Annotated in this window: 27 protein-coding genes, 1 riboswitch and 1 other annotated feature; of the genes, 14 read left to right on the top strand and 13 right to left on the bottom strand. The window is 43.3% G+C overall.

Translation table 11 applies throughout. The annotated features are described in order from the left end of the window. Nucleotides 1–268: 268 nt before the first annotated feature. Both MKY93_RS01585 and MKY93_RS01580 read left to right on the top strand, forming a co-directional pair. The gene (locus MKY93_RS01585) at nucleotides 269–1,516 is read left to right on the top strand and encodes a threonine synthase (protein ID WP_340758050.1); all 1,248 of its coding nucleotides are present in this window, start codon (nucleotides 269–271) and stop codon (nucleotides 1,514–1,516) included. A gap of 160 nt (nucleotides 1,517–1,676) precedes the next feature. Beyond that, a complete protein-coding gene (locus MKY93_RS01580; RefSeq protein ID WP_340758049.1) occupies nucleotides 1,677–2,900 on the top strand; it encodes a dicarboxylate/amino acid:cation symporter in 1,224 nt (407 codons plus the stop codon). A 239-nt stretch (nucleotides 2,901–3,139) separates the two neighbouring features. Here MKY93_RS01580 and MKY93_RS01575 read toward each other — a convergent pair whose 3' ends face one another. Both MKY93_RS01575 and MKY93_RS01570 read right to left on the bottom strand, forming a co-directional pair. After that, nucleotides 3,140–4,447, bottom strand: coding sequence for an ABC transporter permease (locus MKY93_RS01575; RefSeq protein ID WP_009766458.1), 1,308 nt, complete (start codon nucleotides 4,445–4,447; stop codon nucleotides 3,140–3,142). Further along, the gene (locus MKY93_RS01570; protein WP_040759045.1) at nucleotides 4,437–5,135 is read right to left on the bottom strand and encodes an ABC transporter ATP-binding protein; all 699 of its coding nucleotides are present in this window, start codon (nucleotides 5,133–5,135) and stop codon (nucleotides 4,437–4,439) included. Before MKY93_RS01570 ends, MKY93_RS01575 begins: the two co-directional genes overlap by 11 nt. A gap of 483 nt (nucleotides 5,136–5,618) precedes the next feature. Between MKY93_RS01570 and MKY93_RS01565 the strand changes: the two genes are divergently transcribed. From MKY93_RS01565 to MKY93_RS01545, 5 genes are all read left to right on the top strand, one after another. Then, on the top strand, nucleotides 5,619–6,239 hold the full coding sequence (locus MKY93_RS01565) for a DUF47 domain-containing protein (protein ID WP_009766460.1): 621 nt from the start codon (nucleotides 5,619–5,621) through the stop codon (nucleotides 6,237–6,239). A gap of 13 nt (nucleotides 6,240–6,252) precedes the next feature. After that, the gene (locus MKY93_RS01560) at nucleotides 6,253–7,251 is read left to right on the top strand and encodes an inorganic phosphate transporter (RefSeq protein ID WP_009766461.1); all 999 of its coding nucleotides are present in this window, start codon (nucleotides 6,253–6,255) and stop codon (nucleotides 7,249–7,251) included. Nucleotides 7,252–7,409: 158 nt separating this feature from the next. Further along, nucleotides 7,410–7,610: a cold-shock protein gene (locus MKY93_RS01555; RefSeq protein ID WP_009766462.1), complete on the top strand. Its 201-nt coding sequence runs from the start codon at nucleotides 7,410–7,412 to the stop codon at nucleotides 7,608–7,610. A gap of 166 nt (nucleotides 7,611–7,776) precedes the next feature. Next, nucleotides 7,777–9,924 (top strand): MMPL family transporter, encoded by a 2,148-nt coding sequence (locus MKY93_RS01550; RefSeq protein ID WP_340758024.1) that lies wholly within the window; start codon nucleotides 7,777–7,779, stop codon nucleotides 9,922–9,924. A 220-nt stretch (nucleotides 9,925–10,144) separates the two neighbouring features. Further along, the gene (locus MKY93_RS01545; RefSeq protein ID WP_340758022.1) at nucleotides 10,145–11,050 is read left to right on the top strand and encodes a PhzF family phenazine biosynthesis protein; all 906 of its coding nucleotides are present in this window, start codon (nucleotides 10,145–10,147) and stop codon (nucleotides 11,048–11,050) included. Between the two features lie 142 nt (nucleotides 11,051–11,192). Here MKY93_RS01545 and brnQ read toward each other — a convergent pair whose 3' ends face one another. The 6 genes from brnQ to MKY93_RS01515 form a co-directional block, all read right to left on the bottom strand. Further along, the gene (brnQ, locus tag MKY93_RS01540; RefSeq protein WP_340758020.1) at nucleotides 11,193–12,494 is read right to left on the bottom strand and encodes a branched-chain amino acid transport system II carrier protein; all 1,302 of its coding nucleotides are present in this window, start codon (nucleotides 12,492–12,494) and stop codon (nucleotides 11,193–11,195) included. Between the two features lie 79 nt (nucleotides 12,495–12,573). Continuing rightward, nucleotides 12,574–12,824 (bottom strand) — a binding site (T-box leader). Between the two features lie 152 nt (nucleotides 12,825–12,976). Next, the gene (locus MKY93_RS01535) at nucleotides 12,977–13,366 is read right to left on the bottom strand and encodes a hypothetical protein (RefSeq protein WP_009766467.1); all 390 of its coding nucleotides are present in this window, start codon (nucleotides 13,364–13,366) and stop codon (nucleotides 12,977–12,979) included. Further along, complete coding sequence (locus tag MKY93_RS01530; RefSeq protein ID WP_078817557.1) at nucleotides 13,363–13,569, bottom strand: helix-turn-helix transcriptional regulator; 207 nt, start codon at nucleotides 13,567–13,569, stop codon at nucleotides 13,363–13,365. The genes MKY93_RS01535 and MKY93_RS01530 overlap by 4 nt, the downstream gene beginning before the upstream one ends. Before the next feature lie 188 nt (nucleotides 13,570–13,757). After that, on the bottom strand, nucleotides 13,758–13,931 hold the full coding sequence (locus MKY93_RS01525; RefSeq protein ID WP_340758016.1) for a hypothetical protein: 174 nt from the start codon (nucleotides 13,929–13,931) through the stop codon (nucleotides 13,758–13,760). A 21-nt stretch (nucleotides 13,932–13,952) separates the two neighbouring features. Beyond that, a complete protein-coding gene (locus MKY93_RS01520; protein WP_078817558.1) occupies nucleotides 13,953–14,414 on the bottom strand; it encodes a hypothetical protein in 462 nt (153 codons plus the stop codon). A 31-nt stretch (nucleotides 14,415–14,445) separates the two neighbouring features. Continuing rightward, the gene (locus MKY93_RS01515; protein WP_281250655.1) at nucleotides 14,446–14,571 is read right to left on the bottom strand and encodes a hypothetical protein; all 126 of its coding nucleotides are present in this window, start codon (nucleotides 14,569–14,571) and stop codon (nucleotides 14,446–14,448) included. Between the two features lie 118 nt (nucleotides 14,572–14,689). On the opposite strand from MKY93_RS01515, the gene MKY93_RS01510 reads away from it, so the two are divergent. The 3 genes from MKY93_RS01510 (at nucleotide 14,690) to MKY93_RS01500 (ending at nucleotide 16,630) form a co-directional block, all read left to right on the top strand. Continuing rightward, nucleotides 14,690–15,817 carry a CAP domain-containing protein gene (locus MKY93_RS01510; RefSeq protein WP_340758012.1) on the top strand — a complete coding sequence of 376 codons (1,128 nt, stop codon included), beginning with the start codon at nucleotides 14,690–14,692 and terminating at the stop codon, nucleotides 15,815–15,817. A 97-nt stretch (nucleotides 15,818–15,914) separates the two neighbouring features. After that, entirely contained in the window at nucleotides 15,915–16,355 is a 441-nt protein-coding gene (locus MKY93_RS01505) for a hypothetical protein (protein WP_340758010.1), read from the top strand. After that, nucleotides 16,340–16,630 (top strand): DUF2653 family protein, encoded by a 291-nt coding sequence (locus MKY93_RS01500; protein WP_009766474.1) that lies wholly within the window; start codon nucleotides 16,340–16,342, stop codon nucleotides 16,628–16,630. The genes MKY93_RS01505 and MKY93_RS01500 overlap by 16 nt, the downstream gene beginning before the upstream one ends. 89 nt (nucleotides 16,631–16,719) lie before the next feature. Here MKY93_RS01500 and MKY93_RS01495 read toward each other — a convergent pair whose 3' ends face one another. The 5 genes from MKY93_RS01495 to MKY93_RS01475 form a co-directional block, all read right to left on the bottom strand. Beyond that, a complete protein-coding gene (locus MKY93_RS01495) occupies nucleotides 16,720–17,307 on the bottom strand; it encodes a superoxide dismutase family protein (RefSeq protein WP_245799484.1) in 588 nt (195 codons plus the stop codon). A gap of 197 nt (nucleotides 17,308–17,504) precedes the next feature. Beyond that, nucleotides 17,505–17,894 (bottom strand): ectoine synthase, encoded by a 390-nt coding sequence (locus MKY93_RS01490; RefSeq protein ID WP_009766476.1) that lies wholly within the window; start codon nucleotides 17,892–17,894, stop codon nucleotides 17,505–17,507. Between the two features lie 12 nt (nucleotides 17,895–17,906). Then, a complete protein-coding gene (gene ectB, locus MKY93_RS01485; RefSeq protein WP_009766477.1) occupies nucleotides 17,907–19,187 on the bottom strand; it encodes a diaminobutyrate--2-oxoglutarate transaminase in 1,281 nt (426 codons plus the stop codon). 66 nt (nucleotides 19,188–19,253) lie between these two features. After that, the gene (gene ectA, locus MKY93_RS01480; protein WP_009766478.1) at nucleotides 19,254–19,778 is read right to left on the bottom strand and encodes a diaminobutyrate acetyltransferase; all 525 of its coding nucleotides are present in this window, start codon (nucleotides 19,776–19,778) and stop codon (nucleotides 19,254–19,256) included. Between the two features lie 623 nt (nucleotides 19,779–20,401). Further along, nucleotides 20,402–21,082 (bottom strand): phosphoribosylaminoimidazolesuccinocarboxamide synthase, encoded by a 681-nt coding sequence (locus tag MKY93_RS01475; protein WP_340758005.1) that lies wholly within the window; start codon nucleotides 21,080–21,082, stop codon nucleotides 20,402–20,404. 167 nt (nucleotides 21,083–21,249) lie between these two features. On the opposite strand from MKY93_RS01475, the gene MKY93_RS01470 reads away from it, so the two are divergent. The 4 genes from MKY93_RS01470 (at nucleotide 21,250) to MKY93_RS01455 (ending at nucleotide 24,936) form a co-directional block, all read left to right on the top strand. Continuing rightward, entirely contained in the window at nucleotides 21,250–21,471 is a 222-nt protein-coding gene (locus tag MKY93_RS01470; protein ID WP_221837770.1) for a heavy-metal-associated domain-containing protein, read from the top strand. 15 nt (nucleotides 21,472–21,486) lie between these two features. Continuing rightward, nucleotides 21,487–23,388 (top strand): heavy metal translocating P-type ATPase, encoded by a 1,902-nt coding sequence (locus tag MKY93_RS01465; protein ID WP_340758002.1) that lies wholly within the window; start codon nucleotides 21,487–21,489, stop codon nucleotides 23,386–23,388. Then, entirely contained in the window at nucleotides 23,366–24,064 is a 699-nt protein-coding gene (locus tag MKY93_RS01460) for a Crp/Fnr family transcriptional regulator (protein ID WP_340758000.1), read from the top strand. Before MKY93_RS01465 ends, MKY93_RS01460 begins: the two co-directional genes overlap by 23 nt. Nucleotides 24,065–24,157: 93 nt before the next feature. Then, a riboswitch (TPP riboswitch) is annotated at nucleotides 24,158–24,266 on the top strand. Between the two features lie 79 nt (nucleotides 24,267–24,345). Further along, nucleotides 24,346–24,936, top strand: coding sequence for a thiamine phosphate synthase (locus MKY93_RS01455; protein WP_340757998.1), 591 nt, complete (start codon nucleotides 24,346–24,348; stop codon nucleotides 24,934–24,936). The last annotated feature ends 9 nt before the right edge of the window (nucleotides 24,937–24,945 follow it).

Genomic DNA, 24,945 nt, shown 5'->3' with positions numbered 1-24,945 from the left:
TTTAGGCAGAGGTAAGTATCCTTCCACTGTCGGTATTAAGATTAAAAAACAACCCAATAAATTGGGATCCGACGAAGGAATTCTCTTCTGACAGGAGAGATCTTCTATCCGTAGCCACACAGCCAGAAAACGACAAAATTCACCTCGGTTTTACTGGGTGTCAAGGTTCGGCATGTTGTAAAGCCTCCCAACATAAGATGGAACAATACGTAAACTATTTTAGTCACCGTAAAAGAAAGAACTAGCCTTTCAGGAGGAGAGATTTCAGATGAAATTCAGCTATATTTCGCATCTTCATTGCCCTAAATGTCAAAAACGTTTCAGCGCAGGAGGAAAACACCAGCTATGTGAATGCGGTTCCCCATTACTAGTGGATTATGATTTGAAAGAGATAGGCAAGGTATTAAAACCGACAGATTTACTTACGAGGAATACTGATTTATGGCGCTACCATGAGTTGCTGCCTGTACAAAACAAAGAAAATGTTGTCACTCTTGGTGAAGGAATGACCCCCCTTCTGCCGATGAAACAGATTGGTGCAGATATGGACATCTCAAACCTGCTTATGAAAGATGAAGGCATTATTCCCACTGGAACCTTTAAGGCTCGCGGAGCTGCAGTAGGAGTATCAATGGCGAAAGAATTAGGCATCCAAGAGTTAGCGATGCCGACCAACGGAAATGCGGGAGCCTCGTGGGCACTTTATGCCGCCAGAGGAGGAATTAATTCAACCATCGTCATGCCGATAGATGCACCAAAAATCACAAGAAATGAATGTGCAATCGCCGGGGCGGATCTTCATTTAGTGAATGGATTAATTAGCGATGCAGGGAAAATAATTTCTCAAACAGTGAAGGAGTATGCGTTATTCGATGTTTCCACCCTGAAAGAACCGTATAGAATCGAAGGAAAGAAGACAATGGGCTATGAAATCGCAGAACAGCTGGGCTGGAAAGTACCAGATGTAATTCTATACCCTACCGGCGGCGGTGTTGGATTAATTGGAATTTATAAAGCGTTAAAAGAACTTCAAACCCTCGGTTGGATTGCTGAAGATAAGTTGCCCAGATTGGTAGCCGTTCAAGCTGAGGGATGCGCTCCGATAGTGAAAGTCTGGAAAGAAAACAAAATGGAATCAGAGTTCTGGGTTGATTCCGAAACAATTGCTTTTGGAGTGAATGTTCCTAAAGCTTTAGGGGACTTTTTAGTGCTTCAATCGCTGTATGAAACAAATGGATGCGCAATCGCGATCGACGATGAAACCATTTTAGAAGAACAACGAAAAATTGCGCGTATGGAAGGGACTTTTATTTGTCCGGAAGGAGCTTCCACATTTTCAGCCGCACGCAGATTACGTGAAAAGAATTGGATTAAAGCGAATGAAGTGGTCATCGCTTTAAATACAGGAGCTGGATTAAAATATCCCGACACGTCTAGTTTTGAAACACCCGTTATGGAGCCTGGTGAATCTCTGACTAAGAATGTCTCTAATAATACATTCCGAGAAGGGAGGTGAGCTAAATGACTTGATTGCTATAAGAAAGCGATTTTTATCAATCCGTCAACGTTAAAGAAAGCCAAGTTAATTGGAACCAGTAAGCAAGCGACAATCAGTTTCGAAAGCGCTCACAACTACTTGAAAAGGAGAGAGAAATGTGAGGTTAAAAGGGAATTTAATGGCGCAGATTTTCATTGCTTTTGGGATTGCAATTATTTTAGGGGTTATCTTCGGTCCGTCCATTGAGGTAATAAAACCACTCGGGGACTTATTTCTACGATTAATTAAATTCATCATTGCTCCGCTTATCCTCGCTTCTTTAGTTGTCGGTGTTGCAAGTACGGGAGATCCAAAGCAGTTAGGAAGAATAGGAGTTAAAACCGTCTCTTATTATTTAGTGACCAGCGCCATAGCGGTTGCCATCGGATTAGCATTCGCCTACCTCATTTCGCCTGGCAAAGGGGTAAATATCAGCGTTCCTGAAGCAGCTGCGCAAGTGAATGAAACAGATGGAGTAATTGCTACTTTACTAAACATCATACCGGAGAATTCTTTTACTGCTCTTTCTTCAGGCAACATTTTACAGATTATATTTTTTGCAATCTTCGTCGGCCTGGCCATCACGCTAGTAGGAAAAAAAGCAAAGCCCGTCTATCAATTTTTTGAAGGCTTTGCTGAAATCATGTATAAAATTACCGGCATCGTCATGTGGTTCGCGCCAATCGGGATTTTAGGATTAGTTGCACCAGTAGTCGGTGAATATGGATTAAGTGTTTTAATGCCATTATTAAAAGTCATTCTAGCTGTTGCCATTGCATGCTTTATACATGTTCTATTTGTTTATTCGATGGCAGTAAAAAAGTTCGCCAAGATGAGCCCGATGAAATTTTTCAAAGGAATGGCTCCTGCTTCTATTGTGGCTTTCAGTACATGCAGCAGTGCCGGAACATTGCCTGTGACGATAAAAAATACTCAAGATAATTTAGGCGTGCCAAAGAAAATCAGCAGCTTCGTCCTTCCGCTCGGAGCTACGATCAATATGGACGGAACAGCTATCTACCAAGGGGTGGCAGTCGTTTTCATCGCCCAATTCTATGGATTGGAATTGTCGTTAATGCAGCTTCTGATGGTTGTACTGACTGCTGTGTTAGCATCAATCGGTGCAGCAGGAGTTCCAGGCGCCGGTGTCATCATGCTTGCCATGGTACTAAGCTCCGTCAACATTCCATTAGAGGGAATCGCCCTGATTGCTGGAATTGATCGGATTCTTGATATGTTCCGGACAACTGTGAACATTCTAGGCGATGCCTCCGCTTCCGTCGTCGTTGCCGCCACTGAGGATGGGTTATGGTCGGATGACGTGAACGAGCCACAAGAAAATGAGCTGGAAGTTTCAAAATAAAATCATCTTGAATTCAAGGGCTGTCCTGAACTTCCAGGTACAGCCCTTTTCCCGTGTTACCAAGCTGGTAAAGCGAAGGAACGCACCAAAGTCTCATCACACCGAGCCAAAACACCGTTAGACCGAACTAATACCCTCCAAGACCGCACCTTCAGCAAGCCGAACCGAACCAAACGTCCCGGCATACGAACCAAACCGGCCGCGCACCGCACATTCCCTCCCCTACCATACTTTTCGCTTCACAATTCTCTTCGCAACGCATCAATCACATCAATCCTCGTAGCCTTTCTCGCTGGTCTCCAGCCCGAGACGATTGCCACCGTTAGGCTGATGGCTGACGCTATGACGACGAGCTGCCATGGGATCACTGAGAATGTGACATTTAGTTCAGCAAAATCTTCTTCACCGATAGCCGCTCCTACAATAATTGGCAATAGCCAGTTTGAAACCAAGCTGACGGCATAGGAAATGATGATCGCCAGTACAGTCCCGACAACACCGATCCAAGCACTTTCCATCAAAAAGAGTCGCTGGATGAGTTTCGGCTGGGCACCGATCGCCTTCATAACGCCGATTTCCCGCGTCCGTTCCGTCACCGCCATCGTCATTGTGTTGAATATCCCGATTGATGAAATCAATATGGCAATTGTACCGACGAAAACGAGACCTGCTTTTAACGCAAGGAAAAACACATCGATTTGGTCCAGTTCTTCTGAAATGGAATAGACATTATAGCCTTGGTCCTTCAGTTCACTCGTGACAGACTTTACGTTTTCCAAAACATCCGCGTAGACATACAGCATGCTGGAGAATAGTGGATCTGTCACCTCTTCCTTCTTATCTTGCTTATAGATTTTTTCAAGCTCTGGAATCAATGCAGCATCTGCATAAATTTTATTGTCCACTAACCAGTCCTTCGATGGTTTTTTGGCGACACCAACAATTGTCAACTCGGTTTTATCATCATATAGTTCGCCCGTACCGTAATCTCCTAGTTGATATGTAAACGTCTTTCCGATCAACTCTCCTTTATACGAAGGGATTTCCGGCTCTTCCTCTGACCCTTCAGGAAGTGCTTCAGCTAGCTTTTCAGCAGCTGATTCGTCTATTAAACTTTCAGCGAATCCATTCCCTACTACAACCTCGTAGGTACTTTCCGGTAGCCGCCCTTCCGCTAAGGCGAACCCAACTTTCGCCTCTTCCTTGAAGTCCGTAACTAGTAAATTTCCATGCGTTGTATACTTCCCGAGCGATGCTTGCTGCATTGCATTCGCTCCCTGATGCATCACAACTGCTTTAACATGGTCGATCCCTTTCATTTCTTCTGCTTCCTCTGCTCCTAGGTCATCGGAATACACTTCAATCTGCGTAACCAAGCGATTTTCCAACATAAGACTACGCATTGTATCATGAATCCCGAAGCCGACAGATGCCAGAACGATAAGAAAAGCAGTACCCATCGTAGCGGCAAGGACAGTCATGAAAACGCGCAATTTATTTTTCTTAATATGTTGGCGAATGAAATCAATCTGATCTTTAAACTGCATTCGGAACACCTTCTTCCGTCAAAATCCCGTCATGCATCCGATACATGCGATCCGCTCTTTGAGCCACTTCATCATCGTGTGTAATGATGACAAACGTGATATCACGCGTGTCGTTAAGTGTTTGGATGAGCTCCAAAACTTCCTGCTCTGTCTCGGAATCCAAACTGCCTGTTGGTTCATCAGCAAAAATGATCGGCGGATCGGTAATCAATGCTCGAGCAATACTGACACGCTGTTGCTGACCTCCCGACAACTCATTCGGATAATGATCTTGTACGGATTGCAGTCCAACATGCTTCATTAACTGCTGAACTTTGTCTTTACGCTGATGACGGTTCATTCCCTTTAATTTCAGCGGTAATTCAACATTCTCGAATGCCGTTAAACCAGGCATGAGCTGGAAATTTTGAAAAATGAAGCCGTAATTTTCAAGTCGAAACTGTGCACTTTGCTGTTCATTAAACACAGAAGTAACCGTATCCTTCACTACTATTTCTCCGCTGTCCGGCTTTAAAAAACCTGCCAATATATGAAGCAGCGTCGATTTGCCTGAGCCGCTTCGTCCGACAATCGAGACAATTTCACCTTGTTTCACCGAAAATGAAATATTTTTCAGCACTGGCACATTGCTTTCCTTGCCTTTTCTACCGATTAAAAATGAATGGTTTATATCTTGTACTGTAATCAACATTCTTTCCTCCCATAACTGTACTGCTTCTAGTATATAAATAGCTTCTTAAGGAACCATAAGGATGTTTCTTAAGATTTTCTGAAGTTCTGCATCAATTACGCTTCGGCGTAATTGCGTACAGATTTTTAATTGTGCTTAGGCCCGCGTGAAGCAGGTCAGTTAACCTTTGCCACAAGATGTGGTGATCTTAGCCTGTGTACTTCTATTGTTCAGCGAGCGTTTGAACACCCACAGAACAGGGAATTGGATCATATTCATCTCACCACCCACCTATAGAAGTAAGGCTCTTCTGCTGAATAAATATAAATGCCAAAATTCTACACGATTCGCTATTTTTTATACAAATATTTTGGTATGATGAGTAAATCAAATGCGCTAAGGTGTATTTAACCTGAAATTCCTTTCACCACTTTCACAAGCTAGAGTCCCTCGCTAAATTTAGTTACACAATCGATTCCAACAATAGATGGAGGAAAATACATGTTAAGTCCACGAAAACCCGATCCGTTCTTCACTGCTTTATTGGATATTGCAAAACACGTACAAGAATCGTTGCACTATGCGGATGACTTCAAAGTCGAAACAATAGCTGATCTGAAAGAAGTCAGCATTCAAATGAAAGCCTATGAGACTGCTGGTGACACACTGATCCATGAGCTGATCACCAAGCTCAATACATCATTCATGACTCCGATCGAAAGAGAAGATATCTTGCAGCTAGCGATAAAAATGGATGATATTTTGGATGGAATTGAGCATTTCCTCGGTAATCTGGAGATGTTTTCACTTATTGAAATTGATGAATACATGCAGAAGTTCATGAGCAATATTGTCAAAAGCACAGACGAAATCGTCAAAGCGATGGAACTTCTGACGAAGAAGAAGCTCGTCGAAATGCGGACGCATGCCGTGCAGATCAAAGAATATGAACGCGTGTGTGATGACGTGCTTCGGACGTCCATCAAACAATTATTCATTCGAGAAAAAGACCCTATCCGAATTATTCAATTGAAGGATCTGTACGAATTGCTCGAAGAAGTCGCAGATTATTGCCAAGATGTAGCGAACACTATTGAAACGATCATAATGCGAAACGCGTGAGGAGTAATAGTTAATGGATATGATTCTCATATTAACCATTCTCGTTGTTGTATTTGCTTTAGCATTCGACTTCATCAATGGTTTTCACGATACAGCAAATGCCATTGCTACTTCTGTCTCTACCCGTGCATTGAAACCACGGACTGCGATCTTGATGGCGGCAGCAATGAACTTTGTCGGGGCACTGACTTTTACAGGAGTAGCCAAAACCATTACGAAAGATATCGTAGACCCCTTTTTATTGGAAAATGGTTCCCTTGTCATTCTGGCGGCTCTCGTTTCCGCCATCATCTGGAACTTGGTGACTTGGTATTTCGGAATACCCTCCAGTTCTTCCCATGCCTTGATAGGCTCCATTGCAGGCGCCGCCATTGCAGCAGCCGGCTTTGGTATTCTGAACTACAGTGGATTCATCAAGATTATCCAAGCGCTCATTCTTTCCCCGGTCATTGCATTAGTCGGTGGTTTTATCGTCATGACGATACTGCGGGCTTTGTTGAAGAACCGTAATTTATTCAAAGCAAATAAACGAATTCGCTATATGCAAATCGGGACCGCCGCGATCCAATCGTTCACGCACGGTACGAATGATGCGCAAAAAGCGATGGGGATCATCACGATGGCACTCATTGCGGCCGAACTGCAAACATCAGATGACATCCAGCTCTGGGTACGGATTGCTGCGGCCACTTCGATGGGAATCGGAACATCTATTGGCGGCTATAAAATTATCAAGACGGTCGGCGGTAAAATCATGAAAATCCGGCCGATTCACGGAATTGCGGCAGATTTGAACTCAGCTGCGATCATTTTTGGAGCTACACTCCTTCACCTGCCTGTCAGCACGACGCACGTCATCTCCTCATCCATCATGGGGGTTGGGTCTGCACAGCGCTTGAAAGGTGTAAAATGGGGAGTCGCCCAAACAATCGTTTTGACATGGGTCATCACCATGCCGATCTCCGCAGTCGTCGCGGCCATTGTTTATAAAACATTAGCGCTTTTCTTATAAGTAAACTTTTAACTTGCAATGTCTGATATTTCCTGTTATGATAAAGAAGAATTATTTTTGTTCGACGTTGGTCTACGATTTCATCTCGACCGTTTTCAAGAATTGAGCAAGGATAGTAATACAATGTGTACACAACTGTACACGAGGAGGAAACAAACATGGAACAAGGTAAAGTAAAATGGTTTAACGCAGAAAAAGGTTATGGCTTCATCGAACGTGAAGATGGCGACGATGTATTCGTACACTTCTCCGCTATCCAAGGCGACGGGTTCAAAACTCTTGAAGAAGGTCAAGACGTGTCTTTCGAAATCGAACAAGGACAACGCGGACTTCAAGCAACTAACGTTACTAAAAACTAATTTAACTTCACAAACCACTTCCTTTTAGGGAGTGGTTTTTTTGTGTTTCTCCAACTAATCACGCAAGACTTTCATGCAGTTCTTCGTTATGATAGTCATTGAACTTACAATCTCGGCTCGTATCGATCATTACATAGATTGGTTTGAACAGATAGGAGGAATTATCGTGCATAGCTTTGCAAAGTTCGTGACGAAGTCCTATAAATGGATTCTCGCCTTTTGGGTTTTACTGTTTGGCGTAATGACCTACTTCGCCATCCAACTGCCCGGTTTACTCGCGGGTGATGGTTTCAGAGTAGACGGTGAACATGAAAAAGTTATGAAGATTGTCTCAGAGGACTTTGGGTTGCCTGCGGAGACGTTGTTTTTAGTTTTTGACGAAAAGTCCGATGAAGATATCAAATCCACTCTTTCAAAGCTGGACACACTTGACATTAAATCTGAAATTGTCTCTCCTTTGGACGAAAAGGATCAGTATTCAGAAGGGCTTTCCTACGCGATGCTGCAATTTAAGAAAGAACCCGAAGATATGCCGCAAGTGGTGGACGATATTCGAGAATCATTCGAAGGCGAAAAAGGAATTACGTTAACCGGCGGAGGCGCGTTTGAACACGATATCAACAAAGCAAGTCAGCGTGACTTAATGACTGCCGAGGCCATTGGATTGCCGATTGCCATTATCGTCTTGCTGTTTGCATTCGGGACGGTCGTTGCTTCTGTCGTTCCTTTATTGGTTGGGATCGGAACGGTCGTTTCTTCGCTTGGTGTGCTCGCACTACTTGGCAATCAAGTCGATTTGTCTATTTTTGTGCTGAATATCGTGCCGATGCTCGGTCTCGCGCTCAGTATTGATTTTGCTTTATTGTTCATTAGCCGTTATCGGGAAGAGTTGAAGAAGCGGAGCTTTTCCGATTCCTTGATCATGACGATTCGGACCGCAGGACGTTCGATTATCTTCTCTGCCGTCTGTGTGTTCATCGGACTTGGTGCAATGTTGCTCATTAAAGTCGATATCTTTGAAAATATCGCTCTTGGCGGGATGATCGTTGTCGGCATGGCGGTCGTTGCTTCGCTCACTTTATTACCTTCTGTACTATTGATGCTTGGTGATCGTATCCATAAAGGACGATTGCTGAAGGATCGCGGTGAAGAAGCAAACGGTTGGCGCAAATTTGCGAATGCAGTGATTAAACGACCTGTGTCGATTGCAATTGTCGCCTTTGTTCTATTGGCGATCGCGTTAATTCCTGTGCGCAATATGGAGCTTACGATTCCGCAGATTGATTCGTTGCCGGAATCATTCAATACACGCCTGGCGTTTGAACAGATACAAGAAACATTTGGCTTAGATAATGAAAGTACAGTTTTCTTGTTGGCTGAGCGTTCTGGCGGCTGGGAGAATTCAGACGGACTGGCTGACTTGAAGAAACTCGAAGAACAAGTGACGGAAGACCCTCTAGTCCAAGATGTTTCAACGATTTTCACGGTAAGCGGCATCGAAACCCCCGATCAATGGGAGCAGTCGATGATGGCACCGGGGATGGACGAACAGCTGAATCCTGTCATGAAAAGTTTTATAGACGGCAACAGATTGCTCGTTCCTGTTACGCTGAATGCTTCCGGCAGTTCCAATGAAGCACAAGATTGGGTTCGGAACTGGTCCGCTAAAGATACGCACTGGAACTTATTGATTGGCGGTGAGCCTCGTTTCAATCAGGAGATCTTCGATGAAATCGCAGATCATATCGTCTATGTGTTGCTCATCATTGTAGTTTCAACATTCTTCATCTTGATGTTCGCTTTCCGTTCCTTAATCATCCCTATCAAAGCGATTTTGATGAATATTCTAGGGTTGTCCGCTACGTTCGGAATACTCGTGTATATTTTCCAGTACGGCCATTTCGGCTTGCACCCTGGAACGGTCGCGCTCATTATTCCGGTCATCGTCTTTAGCTTAGTGTTTGGGTTGAGCATGGACTATGAAGTATTCTTAATTTCGCGGATGCAGGAAGAGTTCTCTTATTCATTTGATAACGATAAATCGACTGTAGAAGGACTCGCAACAACGAGTAAAGTCATTACGTCAGCTGCACTCATCATGATCGTTTTGACTGGAGCTTTCGCCTTTACGGATGTCATGCCAGTGAAACAGATCGGTCTCGGAATCGCCATTGCAGTAGCGATCGATGCGACAATCATCCGATTGTTGCTCGTACCGAGTCTAATGAAGCTGTTCGGCAAATGGAATTGGTGGTTGCCGTTTGGCAAAGGATTATATCGTTCCCACGGTCAGAACCGACATGCAGGCAAGTAAACTAATTGGGTAATCAGAAAATAACTAGGGAGGAAGGTTAAAGATGGCCTTTCTCCCTTCTTCATAAGGTGCTATTCGCTAATTTTATCACATGGGATTGAATACTAATCCAAGACATACCTTAGCCGATAACAATCATTGTAAACAAGAGAAGAATAATTTAAAAAGTAGTAATGGCAAAAAATAAAGAATTTTAATATTACTAATGGAGGAATGTGTTGTGAAATCTATAAAGGTTTATCATTACGATGCGTTTAGTAAGGAGCCTAATAAAGGGAATCCTGCGGGAGTAGTATTAAACGGGGATGAATTGACGGATGCTCAAATGCAAGAAATTGCTTTCAAAGTGGGGTTTAATGAGACAGCATTTCCGGTTAAATCGGAAGTTGCTGACTTTAGAATACGTTTTTTTACACCCGGACACGAAATGAACTTATGTGGTCACGCGACAATGGCAACTGTTTATTCATTAATATCAAAAGGTTTATTAGATGAAAAAACGAATTTTACAATTGAAACAAAGGCAGGAATTTTACCAATAAACGTTAAATCATCTACGGAAGGTGAAACTTTTATAACAATGAAACAAGCCTCTCCCCTATTTAATGAATTCAACGGTTCCAGAGAAGATTTAGCTAGTTCAATAGGATTAAATGAATCAGATATCGATGGAGACTTACCTATCCTATATGGCAGCACAGGTAATTGGACGCTATTAATTCCAATAAAACATCTTGAGGCATTTAAACGAATGAAACCAAATAATAATGTTTTTCCTGCTATCTTAAAAGAAATACCAAAATCCTCTGTTCATCCATTTTGTACGGAAGCATATGACTCTGATGCTGATATGCATGCTCGACATTTCTCCTCGCCGTTTTCAGGTACTGTGGAGGACGCAGTAACAGGCACTGCTTCGGGGGTAATGGGTGCATTTTTTGCCAAATACATAAAAAGCGACAGATTTGAAGAATCCCTAAATATTATAGTAGAACAAGGTCATGAAATTGAAAAAGACGGCAGGGTCATGGTGAATGTTACGAAAAACAATGAGTCCTACGATATTGAAATAACAGGAAACGCAGTGTATGTTAAAGAATTTGATGTTTATTTAGAAGATAAATAAAGTAGGGCACACGTGTAATTTATAAAAGCCTGCTATCTTGCATTACATTGAGACAGCAGGCTTCATCTATACTTAAAAATCCACAATATAAACCTGTGGAAGGATAAACAAGGGCCCTCCTACTCCAATCGGTTCTTTCATTTCATTCGCGAACTTGCCGGCCGGACTTATCCATTACATATCCAACCAAGGCAGCAACAAACGCAGGCAAGACCCAGCCCAGCCCTCGTTCAAAGAATGGGGCTACTCCCAGCAAACTAGTTAAGACGTCAAGTTTAAAACCGAGACTGATCAATACTTGGTATAACGCATAAATTGAGGTCACGATCACTGAAAGCCGGTACATCGTCTTGCCTCCGCCCGCAAAATGCTGGAATAAAGAAAGTATGACCAAAACTATGGCAATCGGATAAATAAACACCAATAAAGGCGTTGCCAATTCAAGAATTAAGTTCAATCCTAAATTAGACACGACCAAGCCGGTCAATACGAATATAGCGACATATGCCTGGTAACTTAGCTTTGGATATATTTCGTTGAAAAATCTCGAACAAGCGTTAATCAGACCGACACAAGTTGTCAGGCATGCCAATATTACAATTAAACCAAATAGAAGACCACCGCCGCTCGGGAATAATAAGTTTGCAGCTTCGGTTAAGATTTCTGCCCCATTTTTAAAACTGTTATTCTTCGGTATCACTCTGCCGATCCATCCTAGGGAGAAATAAACAATGGCCAATCCAAGTCCAGCTATGAAAGCAGCTCCAAATGCACCTTTAACCAGTTCCGACTTGGATTTCGCACCTTTATCTTTCAAGGCATTGATCACAACAATTCCGAATGCCAAAGCTGCGACTGCGTCCATTGTAAAATAGCCTTCCAAGAATCCTTTAACAAACGGAGTTGATACATAATCCCCTTCTGCTGAAGAGGCGATGTTATCGAATTTAACAAAAGCCTGAACAACTAACACACCTAAAACTAGCAATAAAATAGGTGTTAAGAGCTGACCGATCCGATCAACGATTTTCTTAGGATTCAAGCTGATAAAATAAGTCAATACAAAAAATAACAAGGAGAACACAAGCAGCGGGAACCATCCTTGGGCATGAAAGACTTGTTTGAAACCCAGCTCGTACGCTACGTTGGAAGCTCTTGGTATACCATAAAAAGCCCCAATTGACATATAGATAATAATTGCAAAAGCCATGCCAAACATACCATGTACTCGGCTTCCCATCGATAGTAATCCGTTATCAGACAAGGCAATTGCCATGATCGCCATGAATGGAAGCAGGACTCCCGTGATGAGAAAACCGGCAATCGCTGGTCCAAAATTGCTCCCCGATTCTAAACCAAGGAGTGGCGGAAAGATAAGATTTCCCGCCCCGAAAAATAAAGAAAAAAGCATAAACCCAGCAAAAAACACATTCTTCCTACTCAACTTAATCCACCTCGTATGTTGTCTTTGTTTATCATGATGCACCGCTCCTCTATTTTTCACATAAAAAAACCCGCCCCTAAATAGGGACGAGTTTATGCTCGCGATACCACCCATATTCCGCACGTTTCATTAAAAAGAAACAATCCGACTCTCAGTCAGCGTACTATCATACGCGCTCCATTTAACGGTGGAAAACCGTCAAAGTTTACTATTTTCAACTTTGCATCTCGGAGATGATTTTCGGATAAGATCTGCCCATCGACTTTCACCAAACGCCGACTCTCTGGAGAACAGGGTTCTTCTCTTACTCTTTCTCGTCACTGATTATTATGTATACATAATAACTTAGCAAAGAGTGATTAGAAAAGTCAATACATTTTAATATATTTGCAATTTTAGTAAAACAAAAATTTTTTTATATGGATAAGCATTTAAATACAAAACTATGAGAATCAAATGAAGTTATCCATAAATTAACAGACTCATTGGTATTTTTTGGCGATCAAAAATTCAACAAACGGCAAGATCACCATCGCTAAACCTAAAATACCTAATAGAAAAATATTCACTGTACCATTTACCATTTTATCGGCAGCCACGGCTATCAAAATAAAGAATACTAGAACAAAATAACTTACTTTTGAACTTTTCTCCATAATCATTTGCCCAAGCTCTTCCTCTGGCAATATTCCGTCTTTCTCTTCTTTATTCCCCCAAGTAATTGCAGAGAAAAACATCATCAACAACGCCCCGATTGTTATCACTTCATTGAACCCAAACTCTCTCTCGGTAATAAATTTAAAAATGGAATAGCCGACCACAATCAAAGTAGCAGTTCCAATTATAATGGCGCCTAATTTTCGAGTTTTCATTTTTCAATCTCCCCTTCACTCAAAAATAAATCATCGACTGTAACACCTAAAGTCTTCGCAAGATTAAAAGCTAATTGTAAGCTGGGATCATATTTGTTATTCTCAATTGCATTAATCGTTTGCCTGCTCACATTACATAGATCTGCTAAACCTCCTTGAGAAATCCCCTTTTTTTCACGATATTCTTTTATTTTATTTTCCATAAAAACAGCACCCTTAATTTCTAGTTGGTGTAAAACTTATTTGACACCAGTATAAAATAAGATGTATAATCTGTCAAACATCTTTTACACCTCATGCTTCGTAAAGGAAAATTAAATTCATGAATTCCACACAAGGTTCCAACAAAAAAACAGCAGTACTCGGTTGATCACCGAGTACTGCTGTCTTTTTATTTTAATTGCCAGCCAAATGTTCCTGGTTCTATATACGACTGGTTTTCGACCGATTGATGATTTTTTTGTGTTGGATTGTTTTTGAAGGTTGCTTGTACCATAAAATACACAGCCCCCACTACCACAATAACAAAAATAATTAGACCGATTGCAACTGTTTTACCTTTCATTTGATTTCACTCCTAGTGCCTTCATTTCGTTTTGACTGAAAAACCTTCTTCTTTCAGATAGCCGGCCGCTTCCGCGTAATCACCAAAGCCCTCTTCCAAGTTATAGCCATGATAGACGTTGAAAAAGTCATCTTCTTCGAGAAGTGTCAATGTCTGTCCTGCTGCATTTTGCCAAACTTCCTCAAGCATTTCTTCTTCGACCGCTTCTGTAGCCAGCCCTTCGATCGCTGCTTGGATTACTGTCCGCAATTCATCCGCAGAAAACTCCCGGATATTGACGAGGCCGCGTTCATCCGGCTCATATCCTTTGACATCCGCCACGTAGACGAAGCCATTTCCGTTCGGGTGCAAATGTTGCACGACGACCGTTTTATCAAAAAGTGACTCTTCATAATGATAGTTTAAACGCTTCATTGATACTTCTTTTTTCACAAGTTCGGGAAATCCCTCTATAATCTGTTGTTTCTCTTCAAATGTTAACATGCTTTTCCTTCTTTCTTCTTAAATTCTATCGTTATCTCGTTTTCCATTCGATAAACAGGACTAGTAATAACACGACTGCAAATGCGACTATATAAAACCAGGAAGGTACACTGCTTACACCGCCGAACATGCCATCCACCCCTTCCAGACTTTCCATTCTTTTTAGTATACCCTTTTTCCGACTTTCCTGGCGGATAAATTTCAACAATTCGATAGTTTCCGCTGTATTGCCACGATAGAAAAAGAGTACAATGGATGAGAGGAGTGGGTGTCACATGTTTAAACGCCTTTTTCAGTTACTATTTCTCATCGTAATTTTATACGCGGCCAAGCCGTTATGGGAAGGCCCTGTATCCAAATACGTGGACTTATCGTTTCTAGACCCGCTGGACGCACGTGTGGAAACGGTGCTCGATGAAGAATTGATTGGATCTGTGCTTGATTATACAAAACAATCGATTGCAAAAGTTGTCTCGTTCATTTCAAATAAAACCGCAGAATCACGGGTTCCTGATGAAGTTGCTCAACCAGCGCTTGAAACACCGACGCAAAGTTTGATATCCATACACAATATCGAAATTGGCATGCCGGAAGCCGAAGTGAAATCAAAGCTCGGTGAACCAATGCGCAAGTCGGTCAATGAATACGGTACCGAATGGCTGACCTTTCATCAGGATTATCAGAACTTTGTCATGCTGTCTTATGACATAAAGCGGCGTGTGAATGCGGTCTATACAAATGACCGGTTGATTTCTTCATCATTAGGAATCGAATACGGTGCAGCGAAAGCGGATGTCCGTGCTGTTAATGGAGAGCCGATCACCGAAATTCGCAAAGGCACGAATATCTATAAGCTGCAAGATGATGAAGGAATGGATATTTTCCATTCGGATGGCGTCTATATATACGTCTTTTATGATTTGCATCAAAACAATACAGTAACGGCCGTCCAGCTCATCTCGGACCAACTAGAGCAACGGAAAACCGCTTTGTATGCACCGCAGAACGATGCCATGCGTAAAGGTTTTGAAATCCAGCTCTTCGACTTAACGAATGCGGCGAGAGTGCGTCACGGCCGCTCGATCCTTACGTGGGACGACAAGGCAGCTGTGGCTGCACGTAAACATAGTATGGACATGGCTGTGCATGATTATTTCAGCCATGAAAATTTACACGGCGAATCCCCATTCGATCGGATGAAAAAAGAGGGGGTGAAGTTCGTCAGTGCTGGGGAGAACCTTGCGTATGGCCAATCAAGCAGCATCTTTGCACATGAGGGACTGATGAACTCAAAAGGGCACCGGGATAATATATTGATTCGCGACTATCAGTTTTTAGGGATCGGCGTGGATTTCAATGACAAGGAACAGCCATATTATACGGAAAATTTCTTCGCTAAATGAGTGGGTTTCCTTTCATTACGCAGCATTATCTATTAAAATAGAAGGAAGGCCTACGAACTTTAGGGAGTCCTGACTAAGCATTAAAGGAGAATACGAATTGAAAAAACTTGCAGCACTTTTCTTGGCCGCGACGTTAATTTTGTCGCCGATCGGGAACATCGTTTTCCAAGACGAGATCACAGCGGAGGCACGTGGCTATAAATCCGGAAAGAAAAGCTTCAGCACACCGAATCGCGTGCAACCGAATAAAGCTGAAAAGAAACAAGATAATACGAACCAAAGCAACAACAAAGCAGCTGCCAGCAAAAAACCTGGTACGGGCGGCGGCTTGATGAAAGGCTTAATGCTCGGCGGATTGGCTGGTCTTTTATTCGGTAGCTTATTTGCGAATATGGGTATGCTCGGTTCAATCCTCGGATTGATGATTAATGTTCTAGCGATTGTCTTCATCATCTTCATGGTACGAAAGATTTTCGCGATCTTCAAAGAGAAGGAACGTAAGCGAAATGAGGAAATGAATCAATGGAACAACAGATAATTTATGAACAAGACGTGGCAAATGCCGTTTGTGTATTGATCGCGAAAGAAGCACGTGCGATGCCTGACGACGTGGAAGTGGAGTTGGCTTACGATGACGACGAAGGTTTCTCGGCAGAAGCAGAGCTCAACGGCAACGTACATCAGTTGAATACGACGCGACTCGTGGAAGCACTTCGTCTTTGGGTTGAACAGTATCTCGACATGGATCCGATGGCAGCCGGCATTCAGTTAAAGCTGGATGACGACGAAGGCATCATTGCGATTGTTCGATAAGTTGTAGGCGCTCCTTTTATGCGGAGCGTCTTTTTTATTGCATAAAAATAAACGGCTCCCCGTCACTCAAGAGAAGCCGTTACCTTAAATTATTTTAACTGATTCATCGTGATTTCTGCACAAGCAATCGGTTTCCCGGAATCTCCTGCTGGATCTGTCTTATAATCGTCCGCACCTTCATGGATGACAAGCGCTGTTCCGTCATTATCAAGCAATGAATTCTCCTGCCCTTTTTCAAGAGTCACTTGATCGGTTGCCATCTGGGCATAGACCTCACCTTTTTCGTCGACCTCTAGATTACGTAAATCTCCAAGATGATACCCTTTTGGATTGTCGAAGCCATGCTCCTTGCCGGTCGGATTGAAGTGTCCGCCAGCTGACGCTTTAAAGTCAGGCGCCGTACAAACACCATGCTCGTGAATGTGGATACCATGCTCCCCCGGCGTCAGGCCAGATGCTTTCACCTCGATGGACACGCCACCGTTATCCGCTGTCAATTTCGCCTCCCCAATCTCCTCGCCATCCGTGTTGATGATTGGCGTGATGATTTGAGGCTCTGACGTATCCCCTTGATTCACGGTAGCCTCATCTCCGCTCACCTGAACTTTTTCCTTAGTCCAACTACAGCCAGCTGTCAACAAAACAGCAGCCACTACTGCACCCGATAACTTCCACATAGTTGTTGCCTCCTTGTTCATGCTATTCACCATTCTTGCCAATTCACTGCGAACTATTCAATGTACTGGTATATTATCAATGAATATGGGTTTGGTGCGTTGCAGACGCTGGTTGGCATGGTCCATAGTATTCTCATCACTCTAATGAAAACAAAAAACTTCAAAGCAAGGTCGATCCCCTGCTTTGAAGCTTCATCTCAGTCTGTCAACAACGGATACACGCCATTCTCATCATGTGTCTCCGTTCCAACGAGCGGCGGGTTGAAAACGCAGATCAAACGCATGTCTTCCTGACCGCCCCTCAAGTAATGCTCATCATTTTCATTCAGTGCATACATCGTGCCATTTTTAATCGGATAAACCTTCCCATCCGCTGTCGTTTCTATCTCTCCATCTCCCGCCACGCAGTAGACTGCTTCCAAGTGGTTTTGATAATGGATATGTGTTTCTGTACCAGCATAAATAATCGTTTCGTGGAATGAAAAGCCCATATTGTCTTTCTGTAGCAAAAAACGACGGCTTGCCCACGTTTTTGCTTTTGTTTCGTTTTCACTGCCAATAATTTCATCCAATGTACGTACAATCACTATAAATCCCCCTTAATTCTTAACGACATCTTCAATCGCTTCTTCTAAAATATCAAAACCTTGTTGGATTCCCTTTTCATCGATGATCAATGAACCGAGGAATTTGACGACTTCCCCTTCAGGCCCGGATGTCTCGATAATCAGGCCCTTTTCAAAAGCTTTTGCACAAATCTTATCTGCATAATCTTCCTTGCCCTCACCACAGACGATTCCCTGCATGAAACCGCGGCCGCGCGTCGTTGCTTTTAGCTGCGGATACTCTTCGACAATCGTCTCCATACGCTTTGTGATGAGCTTGGATTTTTCTTGTACCGATTTAGCGAATTCATCTGTTTCCCAATACGACAGCGCTTCTGTCGCTGCCAAAATCGCCAAGTTGTTGCCGCGGAATGTTCCGTTATGCTCAGCTGGACCAAACATATCGTATTGAGGTTTGATTAGTGTCAAGGCTAACGGCAGGCCATAGCCGCCGATGGATTTGGACAGGCAGACAATATCCGGTTTGACGCCGGCTGGTTCAAAGCTGAAGAACGTACCAGTTCGGCCGCACCCCGCTTGCACATCGTCAACGATCAGTAAGATATCGTAATTGCGGCAGAGACGTTCAATTTCGCGCAACCACTCGAAGCTTGCAGGATTGATGCCGCCTTCTCCTTGGACCGTTTCCAAAATCATTGCAGCCGGTAAATCTAAACCACTGCTCGCGTCAGCTAAATACTTTTTAAGGAAATTTAATGATTGACCTTCCTCCAAAAACGTATCGAATGGCATGGATGTCGTATTGTTCAACGGTACTCCAGCCCCGCCGCGGTTATATGAATTGCCTGTAACAGACAATGCACCAAGCGTCATGCCGTGAAAGCCATTCGTAAAGCTGATGATATTTTGGCGTCCTGTCACTTTGCGGGCGATCTTCAATGCGCTTTCCACTGTATTCGTCCCAGTAGGTCCAGGAAACATCACTTTATAGTCCATGTTTCTCGGCTTCAAGATCACTTCGTTAAATCGTTCAAGAAATTCTTTTCGGACCGTCGTCCCCATATCCAGACTATGTGCAATTCCGTCGTCTTGGATGTACTCGATCAACTTTTCCTTCATTTTGTCGTTGTTATGGCCGTAGTTCAAAGCACCGGCGCCGGCAAAGAAATCGATATATTCCTTGCCTTCCGTGTCCCACATCTTATAGCCTTTTGCTCGTTCGAATACTGTCGGGAAACTTCTGCTGTAACTTCTCACTTGCGACTCATGATTTTCAAAGACTTCCATTACCTTCTGACTTTTTGTCAGTACCATTGTTAATTAATTCCTCCGTTGTATTTCTGTATTTTCCGTGTCAAGTTACGACAGTCGACCCCTTCATCAGAATGGCCCAATGCGAAACAACTCTTCTGCTTCGTGTCCTTCCCTTGGAAATTGATCTTCCGTGTAGCCATCGGTGATTGTGCACTCAGTCTGTAAATCACGTGCCAAACCTTTGAAAAGCTTAGTTGACGGAATGTTAGATGGCGTTACAGTGGCTTCCAAGTACCGAATATTCCGACATGATTGGCTCTGCAAAATGGCTTGCAGCATGCGGGAAGCCAAACGTTGGCCGCGTGCTGATTCGTCGACCGCTACTTGCCAGATAAATAACGTATCTTGCGCTTTCGGCTGAATGAAACCCGATATAAAGCCTACTATTTTCCCGTGATCTTCCACTAAGATACTGGTGTCGCTGAATTGATCTGCCCACAGTAAATAACTGTACGAAGAATTCAAATCTAGGACTTGGGTATCTTTGACAAGTTTCCAAATTGACTTACCGTCATCTAGAGTGGGGGTGCGAAAGATGTAAGGATCATTCGGATCGTACCCTGCAATCGAATACATGTGAGGTTTCTGCAAACATTTTTCCTCCAAGTCTAGTCATTTGTCATAATAGACAAATGTTCATTCTCTGAAACTCTCTGGATGCATGTTTACTTCTTACCCGACAACGTGGTCACATCAAACTAAAGTCATTGAATCGTCATTATCGTGAGGTTTTTTTAATGACCGAGCACGAGTACTCGGCAGATTCTCTCTAAGGAATCTTGTGGATTTAGCAAGGATACTAACGTAGAAAAGCCAAATGGAGATTGGTGCTGGCTACTTGGGTGCTAACTTTCTGCCTTGCGGTATGAAGAGCAAAAAAGAGCGCCTTTACAAAAGCAGGGAGCTTTTGTTCATGAAAAACAGCTAATATTATCAATTATTCGCTGATATGAAAGACACTTTCATTATCTTGAATTTACTGCCATACGCATTCATCCAACCACGGTTCTTGTGTACAAAAACGTCGGTGAAGAAGCAAACAATGTGTCTCCTCTGACACTGGTTGCTATTATAGGAAACTATGAAAACGTTGTCAACAGTATATATATCATTTTATTTGTTTAATGAAAAAGTAAAGCGTCATCAAGTCAAACAGCGTATAGCCTCAGCACGAATTAAAAAAGCCGGAAACTTTTTTCGTTTCCGGCTTCATGTTATGAAAATAAAATCGTTTCCAACTCCATTGGTTCTACATACTTATCCCCTTGATAAACGCGCATATTCCCACCTGAAATTTCGTCGATCAACATGATGTTTCCTTCAGAATCACGTCCAAATTCCAGCTTAATATCATAGAGATCCAAACCTTTTTGTGTCATTTCAAACTTGACCAGTTCAGAGATTTTTTTCGTCAACTCTTCCAAGATATCGTATTCATCACGCGTTAGGATTCCTAGCTGGGCCAATGCGTCTTTCGAAATCGGCGGATCTTGTCGTTCATCGTCTTTTAATGTTACTTCCACGAAGGCATCGAGTGCCTGTCCTTCTTTACAATACTTACCATATCTCCGCAAGAAACTTCCGACTGCGCGAAATCGGCAAATTACTTCCAGACCGCTGCCGAAGACTGTTGCAGGCTTGACCGTCATTGTTACTTTATCTAAATCTGCATCGATATAATGTGTCGGCACTTGCTGCTCCGCCAATTTTTCGAAAAAATACTGCGTCATGCGAAGACCCGATTTCCCTGCACCTTCTATCGTTAATCCGACTGTATTGGCGCCAGGATCGAATACACCATCTTCCCCTGTCACATCATCCTTGAATTTTAATAGCACATGACCGTCTTCCAATTGATAAACATCTTTCGTTTTACCAGAATAAGTTAGTTTCATACGAACGATTCTCCTCATTTCGTAATTATTGTTCTACTTTTTAAGTATAATGCACTTTGCTCTGAAGAAAAAGGATAGATTACAGAAAACTTGATGGAGGTCAAGGTGCAAAATACAAATCCCCTCTATACTTAAGTTAACAAATACAAACGAAAAGGATGAGAACAATGAAAAAAGCAGTATTTCAAATGGAGCCATTCAGCTGTCCGTCATGTGTCAAGAAAATTGAAGGTGCCTTAGCCCGAGCAAATGGGGTTCAAAAAGTAAAAGTATTATTCCACTCAAACAAAGTACGCGTTGAGTTTGACGAAGCCATCGTAGCTGCGAATGACTTGCAAGAACTCATCGAAAAGCTTGGTTATCCAGTACTCAACCTAAAAGTTGCTTAAAAAGGAGGAACTCACATGAATGCCAAACAAACGGTACGCGTCACTGCCATCTCTGCTATTCTCTTAGCAGCCGCGATCATCATGCATATCGCCGGGTGGCATGATGCACGCCAAATCACGTTGGTTACTTCTACTTTGATAGCCGGGACTCCAATCACGATCAAGGCTTTTAAAGCTATCCGGATGAAAGCGTTCAGCATAGAATTACTTGTCACGATTGCGGTTGTCGGTGCATTATTCATTGGAGAATATGTAGAATCTGCGGTCGTCACGTTTCTATTTTTATTCGGGGCGATGCTGGAAATACGAACAATGGAAAAGACTCGCTCTTCCCTGAAAGCTCTTACCGACTTAGCTCCACTAGAAGCACGCGTCATGCGTGATGGTGAAATATTGACCGTTTCAGTAGACAATGTTGAAATCGGCGATCAGGTCATCGTTCGATCAGGAGAAAAAGTTCCTGTGGATGGTCCAATTATTTCGGGGAACGCCACACTAAATGAAGCAGCTATCACAGGTGAATCGGTTCCCGCCAGCAAAATGCTGGATGATCAAGTATTCAGCGGTACACTAGTGGAACATGGTTATGTAGAAGTGATTGCCGTAAGAGTTGGTAATGATACGACTTTCGCCCGCATTATTGAATTAGTGGAAGAAGCGCAGGAATCCAAATCGAAAACCGAAAAGTTTCTCGAGCGTTTTGCTACTATCTATACGCCTTCCATTGTGCTCTTGTCCGTGCTCGTTTATCTTTTAACACGGAACATCGAAATGACGTTAACTTTCCTCGTCATCGCTTGCCCTGGAGCCCTCGTCATTTCCGCACCGGTTTCGATCGTTGCAGGAATTGGCAACGGAGCCCGAAACGGTGTCTTGATAAAAGGCGGTGAGGTAATGGAACAGCTAGCGAAAATTGATACGATCGTCTTTGATAAAACAGGTACATTGACAAGAGGGCGACCTGAAGTAACTGATGTCTACGGATTAGGTATAGAGAAAGAAGAGTTACTGCGTCTCACAGCCGAAGCCGAAATGATTTCAGAACACCATCTAGGCCGGACTATCGTTAAAGAAGCGAAGAAACGTGCGATTCATTTGTCCAATCAACCGGAAGACGCTGAAGTGGTTAAAGGAAATGGAATAATGGCTACAGTAGAAGGAAAGCATCTCGCAGTTGGCAATCGCAAACTAATGGAAGACCAAAAGATCCCGATTCCTTCTGAAATGGAAGACTATGCATCACAACGTGAGAAAGCTGGAAATACGGCAATTTTCGTCAGTATTTCCCGGGAAATAACAGGAATCACCTCTGTCGCCGATCAAATTCGTCCGGAAGCTGCCGAAGCGTTGGCCAAATTGCGGAAAAATGGCATCAAGCAAATGATCATGCTGACAGGCGACAATCGACATACAGCCCAACTAGTTGGCGAACACCTTGGCCTTGACGAAATCTATGCGGAATTATTGCCTGAAGATAAAGTGGCGGCAGTTCAGCGTTTGAAAGAACAAGGTCACCGAGTTGCTATGGCAGGCGACGGAATCAACGATGCACCCGCCATAGCAACGGCGGATATTGGGCTCGCCATGGGAGAAGGCGGAACAGATATTTCAATGGAGACAGCGGACATCGTCTTGATGGCAGATCGGCTCGATCAATTCTCCCATGCCTATGCTTTAGCGAAAGCAACTGTACAGAACATGAAGCAGAATACATTCTTTGCGGTCGGTACCGTATTCCTTCTGTTGCTCGGTGTATTACTCGGCAAAGTATTCCTCGCTTCCGGTATGCTCGTCCATGAAGTGAGCGTACTTCTGGTGATCCTGAACGCCATTCGATTAATACGTTATACTAACGACAAGCCATCGAATCAAAAACAAAGTGAGGTGATATCGGATGAACCAAGGATCACATTGTGACCTAAGCACGAACGATCTTCACCGTTCCTGCGTTTCGCTCGTCCCTCTTTTCAATCACTTGGATAAGCAGCAAATGGATCAAATCGTCGCGCTTGCACGCAGCATAAGCTACCCTCGCGGTGAAATGATTTACCATAGCGGTGATCGCTCAGAAGGTTTATATATATTGCATAAAGGACGAGTCAAGGTCTATCGTCTATCGGAGAATGGCAAGGAACAACTCGTCCGTATCCTGAAACCAGGAGAATTCACAGGCGAGCTTTCCTTGTTCGACGCAAAGCCTCATGACGTATATGCGGAAACTTTGGAAGCCGTTGAACTGTGTATCATCCAACGGGACGAGATGCAGCAACTTTTGCAATCTCACCCTGCAATTTCATTGAGGATGCTTACGGAATTCTCTTCCCGACTCGCGGATACAGAGCTGCGAGCCGCCCGAATCGCCATGGAATCTGCTGAAACTCGACTTGCGTTGTATTTGGCGGATCTATCAGAGGAACAGCAACAATTGACCATCCGACTGCCGATGAGCCGAAAAGATCTAGCTTCCCATCTTGGCACGACACCCGAAACAATCAGTCGTAAATTAAGCGTATTCGAAGAACGGGGCTGGATTCGCCAGACCGGTTCTAAGATTGTAGAGATTTTCGATTTAGATTCTTTATTACTCATATAATGGCTATATAAAATTAAGCAAGAGATGAAAATTTGACATCCCTCTTTTCTTTCAATCTGGTAAGTGCTATGCTGTAAGTGAATATCATAATCTTTTGACCATTAGGGGAATCCTTCACAAGGACTGAGAAAAGAGTGCGACTCTGAAACCCTTATCACCTGAACAGGTTCGTACCTGCGGAGGGAAGTGGCAAGTCGTTTTGGCGTACTCTCATACATGCCGACACATCCAACCACTTTCCGATTCGGGAAGTGGTTTTTTCATTTGGAGGTGAACTGGAAATGAAATTGGTCGGTGTCACGGATGATTGTCATTCTGTTGATGAACTGCTGCTCAAGTTGCTGAAGACGGAGCCTTATATTGATGAATTTATCTTACGTGAAAAGTCGAAGACGGATGAACAGCTGATCGAATTGGTTTCACGTCTCTCTACTAGAGGGTTTCCATTGGATAAATTAATTGTACACGCACGGCCCGGCCTCGCGAACTCGCTGTCCGTCCCCTGTCAGCTGACAGGCTATGGAATGTCGGTGAAGGAAGCACGTACCGCTTTTCCGTCGCTGAGATTAGGTTCCTCCGTCCATTCATTGGAAGAGGCACGGGAAGCACAAGCTGCGGGAGCAGACTGGCTATTGTATGGACATATTTATCCGACATCATCCAAAAATGGCTTGGCACCGCGGGGTACGGATGAGCTTTTTAAGATTGCATCATCGTGCACGATTCCCGTTTATGCAATTGGCGGAATCCGGCCAGTTCATCTTCCGGTTTTTAAAAGACACGGCGTAAGAGGTGCAGCAATCTTGTCCCCCATCAGCAGTCATGACGCAGTGAGCGCAGTTAGAGATTATGCACGTGCAAGAGATTCATAGCAAAGGAGC

The sequence above is a fragment of the Sporosarcina sp. FSL W7-1283 genome, assembly GCF_038003105.1.
In the GTDB taxonomy this organism is placed as follows: Bacteria; Bacillota; Bacilli; order Bacillales_A; family Planococcaceae; genus Sporosarcina; species Sporosarcina newyorkensis.
The sequence above is the reverse complement of the archived record's forward strand: the minus strand, read 5'-3'. Positions and strand labels throughout refer to the sequence as shown.

Bases quoted from the DNA above. Each gene is read 5' to 3' on its own strand.
- MKY93_RS01585 (WP_340758050.1), top strand. From the start codon at position 269: ATGAAATTCAGCTATATTTCGCATCTTCATTGCCCTAAATGTCAAAAA.
- MKY93_RS01580 (WP_340758049.1), top strand. From the start codon at position 1,677: ATGGCGCAGATTTTCATTGCTTTTGGGATTGCAATTATTTTAGGGGTT.
- MKY93_RS01575 (WP_009766458.1), bottom strand. From the start codon at position 4,447: ATGCAGTTTAAAGATCAGATTGATTTCATTCGCCAACATATTAAGAAA.
- MKY93_RS01565 (WP_009766460.1), top strand. From the start codon at position 5,619: ATGTTAAGTCCACGAAAACCCGATCCGTTCTTCACTGCTTTATTGGAT.
- MKY93_RS01560 (WP_009766461.1), top strand. From the start codon at position 6,253: ATGGATATGATTCTCATATTAACCATTCTCGTTGTTGTATTTGCTTTA.
- MKY93_RS01555 (WP_009766462.1), top strand. From the start codon at position 7,410: ATGGAACAAGGTAAAGTAAAATGGTTTAACGCAGAAAAAGGTTATGGC.
- MKY93_RS01535 (WP_009766467.1), bottom strand. From the start codon at position 13,366: ATGAAAACTCGAAAATTAGGCGCCATTATAATTGGAACTGCTACTTTG.
- MKY93_RS01530 (WP_078817557.1), bottom strand. From the start codon at position 13,569: ATGGAAAATAAAATAAAAGAATATCGTGAAAAAAAGGGGATTTCTCAA.
- MKY93_RS01525 (WP_340758016.1), bottom strand. From the start codon at position 13,931: ATGAAAGGTAAAACAGTTGCAATCGGTCTAATTATTTTTGTTATTGTG.
- MKY93_RS01520 (WP_078817558.1), bottom strand. From the start codon at position 14,414: ATGTTAACATTTGAAGAGAAACAACAGATTATAGAGGGATTTCCCGAA.
- MKY93_RS01515 (WP_281250655.1), bottom strand. From the start codon at position 14,571: ATGGAAAGTCTGGAAGGGGTGGATGGCATGTTCGGCGGTGTAAGCAGT.
- MKY93_RS01510 (WP_340758012.1), top strand. From the start codon at position 14,690: ATGTTTAAACGCCTTTTTCAGTTACTATTTCTCATCGTAATTTTATAC.
- MKY93_RS01500 (WP_009766474.1), top strand. From the start codon at position 16,340: ATGGAACAACAGATAATTTATGAACAAGACGTGGCAAATGCCGTTTGT.
- MKY93_RS01495 (WP_245799484.1), bottom strand. From the start codon at position 17,307: ATGTGGAAGTTATCGGGTGCAGTAGTGGCTGCTGTTTTGTTGACAGCT.
- ectB (WP_009766477.1), bottom strand. From the start codon at position 19,187: ATGGTACTGACAAAAAGTCAGAAGGTAATGGAAGTCTTTGAAAATCAT.
- MKY93_RS01475 (WP_340758005.1), bottom strand. From the start codon at position 21,082: ATGAAACTAACTTATTCTGGTAAAACGAAAGATGTTTATCAATTGGAA.
- MKY93_RS01470 (WP_221837770.1), top strand. From the start codon at position 21,250: ATGAAAAAAGCAGTATTTCAAATGGAGCCATTCAGCTGTCCGTCATGT.
- MKY93_RS01465 (WP_340758002.1), top strand. From the start codon at position 21,487: ATGAATGCCAAACAAACGGTACGCGTCACTGCCATCTCTGCTATTCTC.
- MKY93_RS01460 (WP_340758000.1), top strand. From the start codon at position 23,366: ATGAACCAAGGATCACATTGTGACCTAAGCACGAACGATCTTCACCGT.
- MKY93_RS01455 (WP_340757998.1), top strand. From the start codon at position 24,346: ATGAAATTGGTCGGTGTCACGGATGATTGTCATTCTGTTGATGAACTG.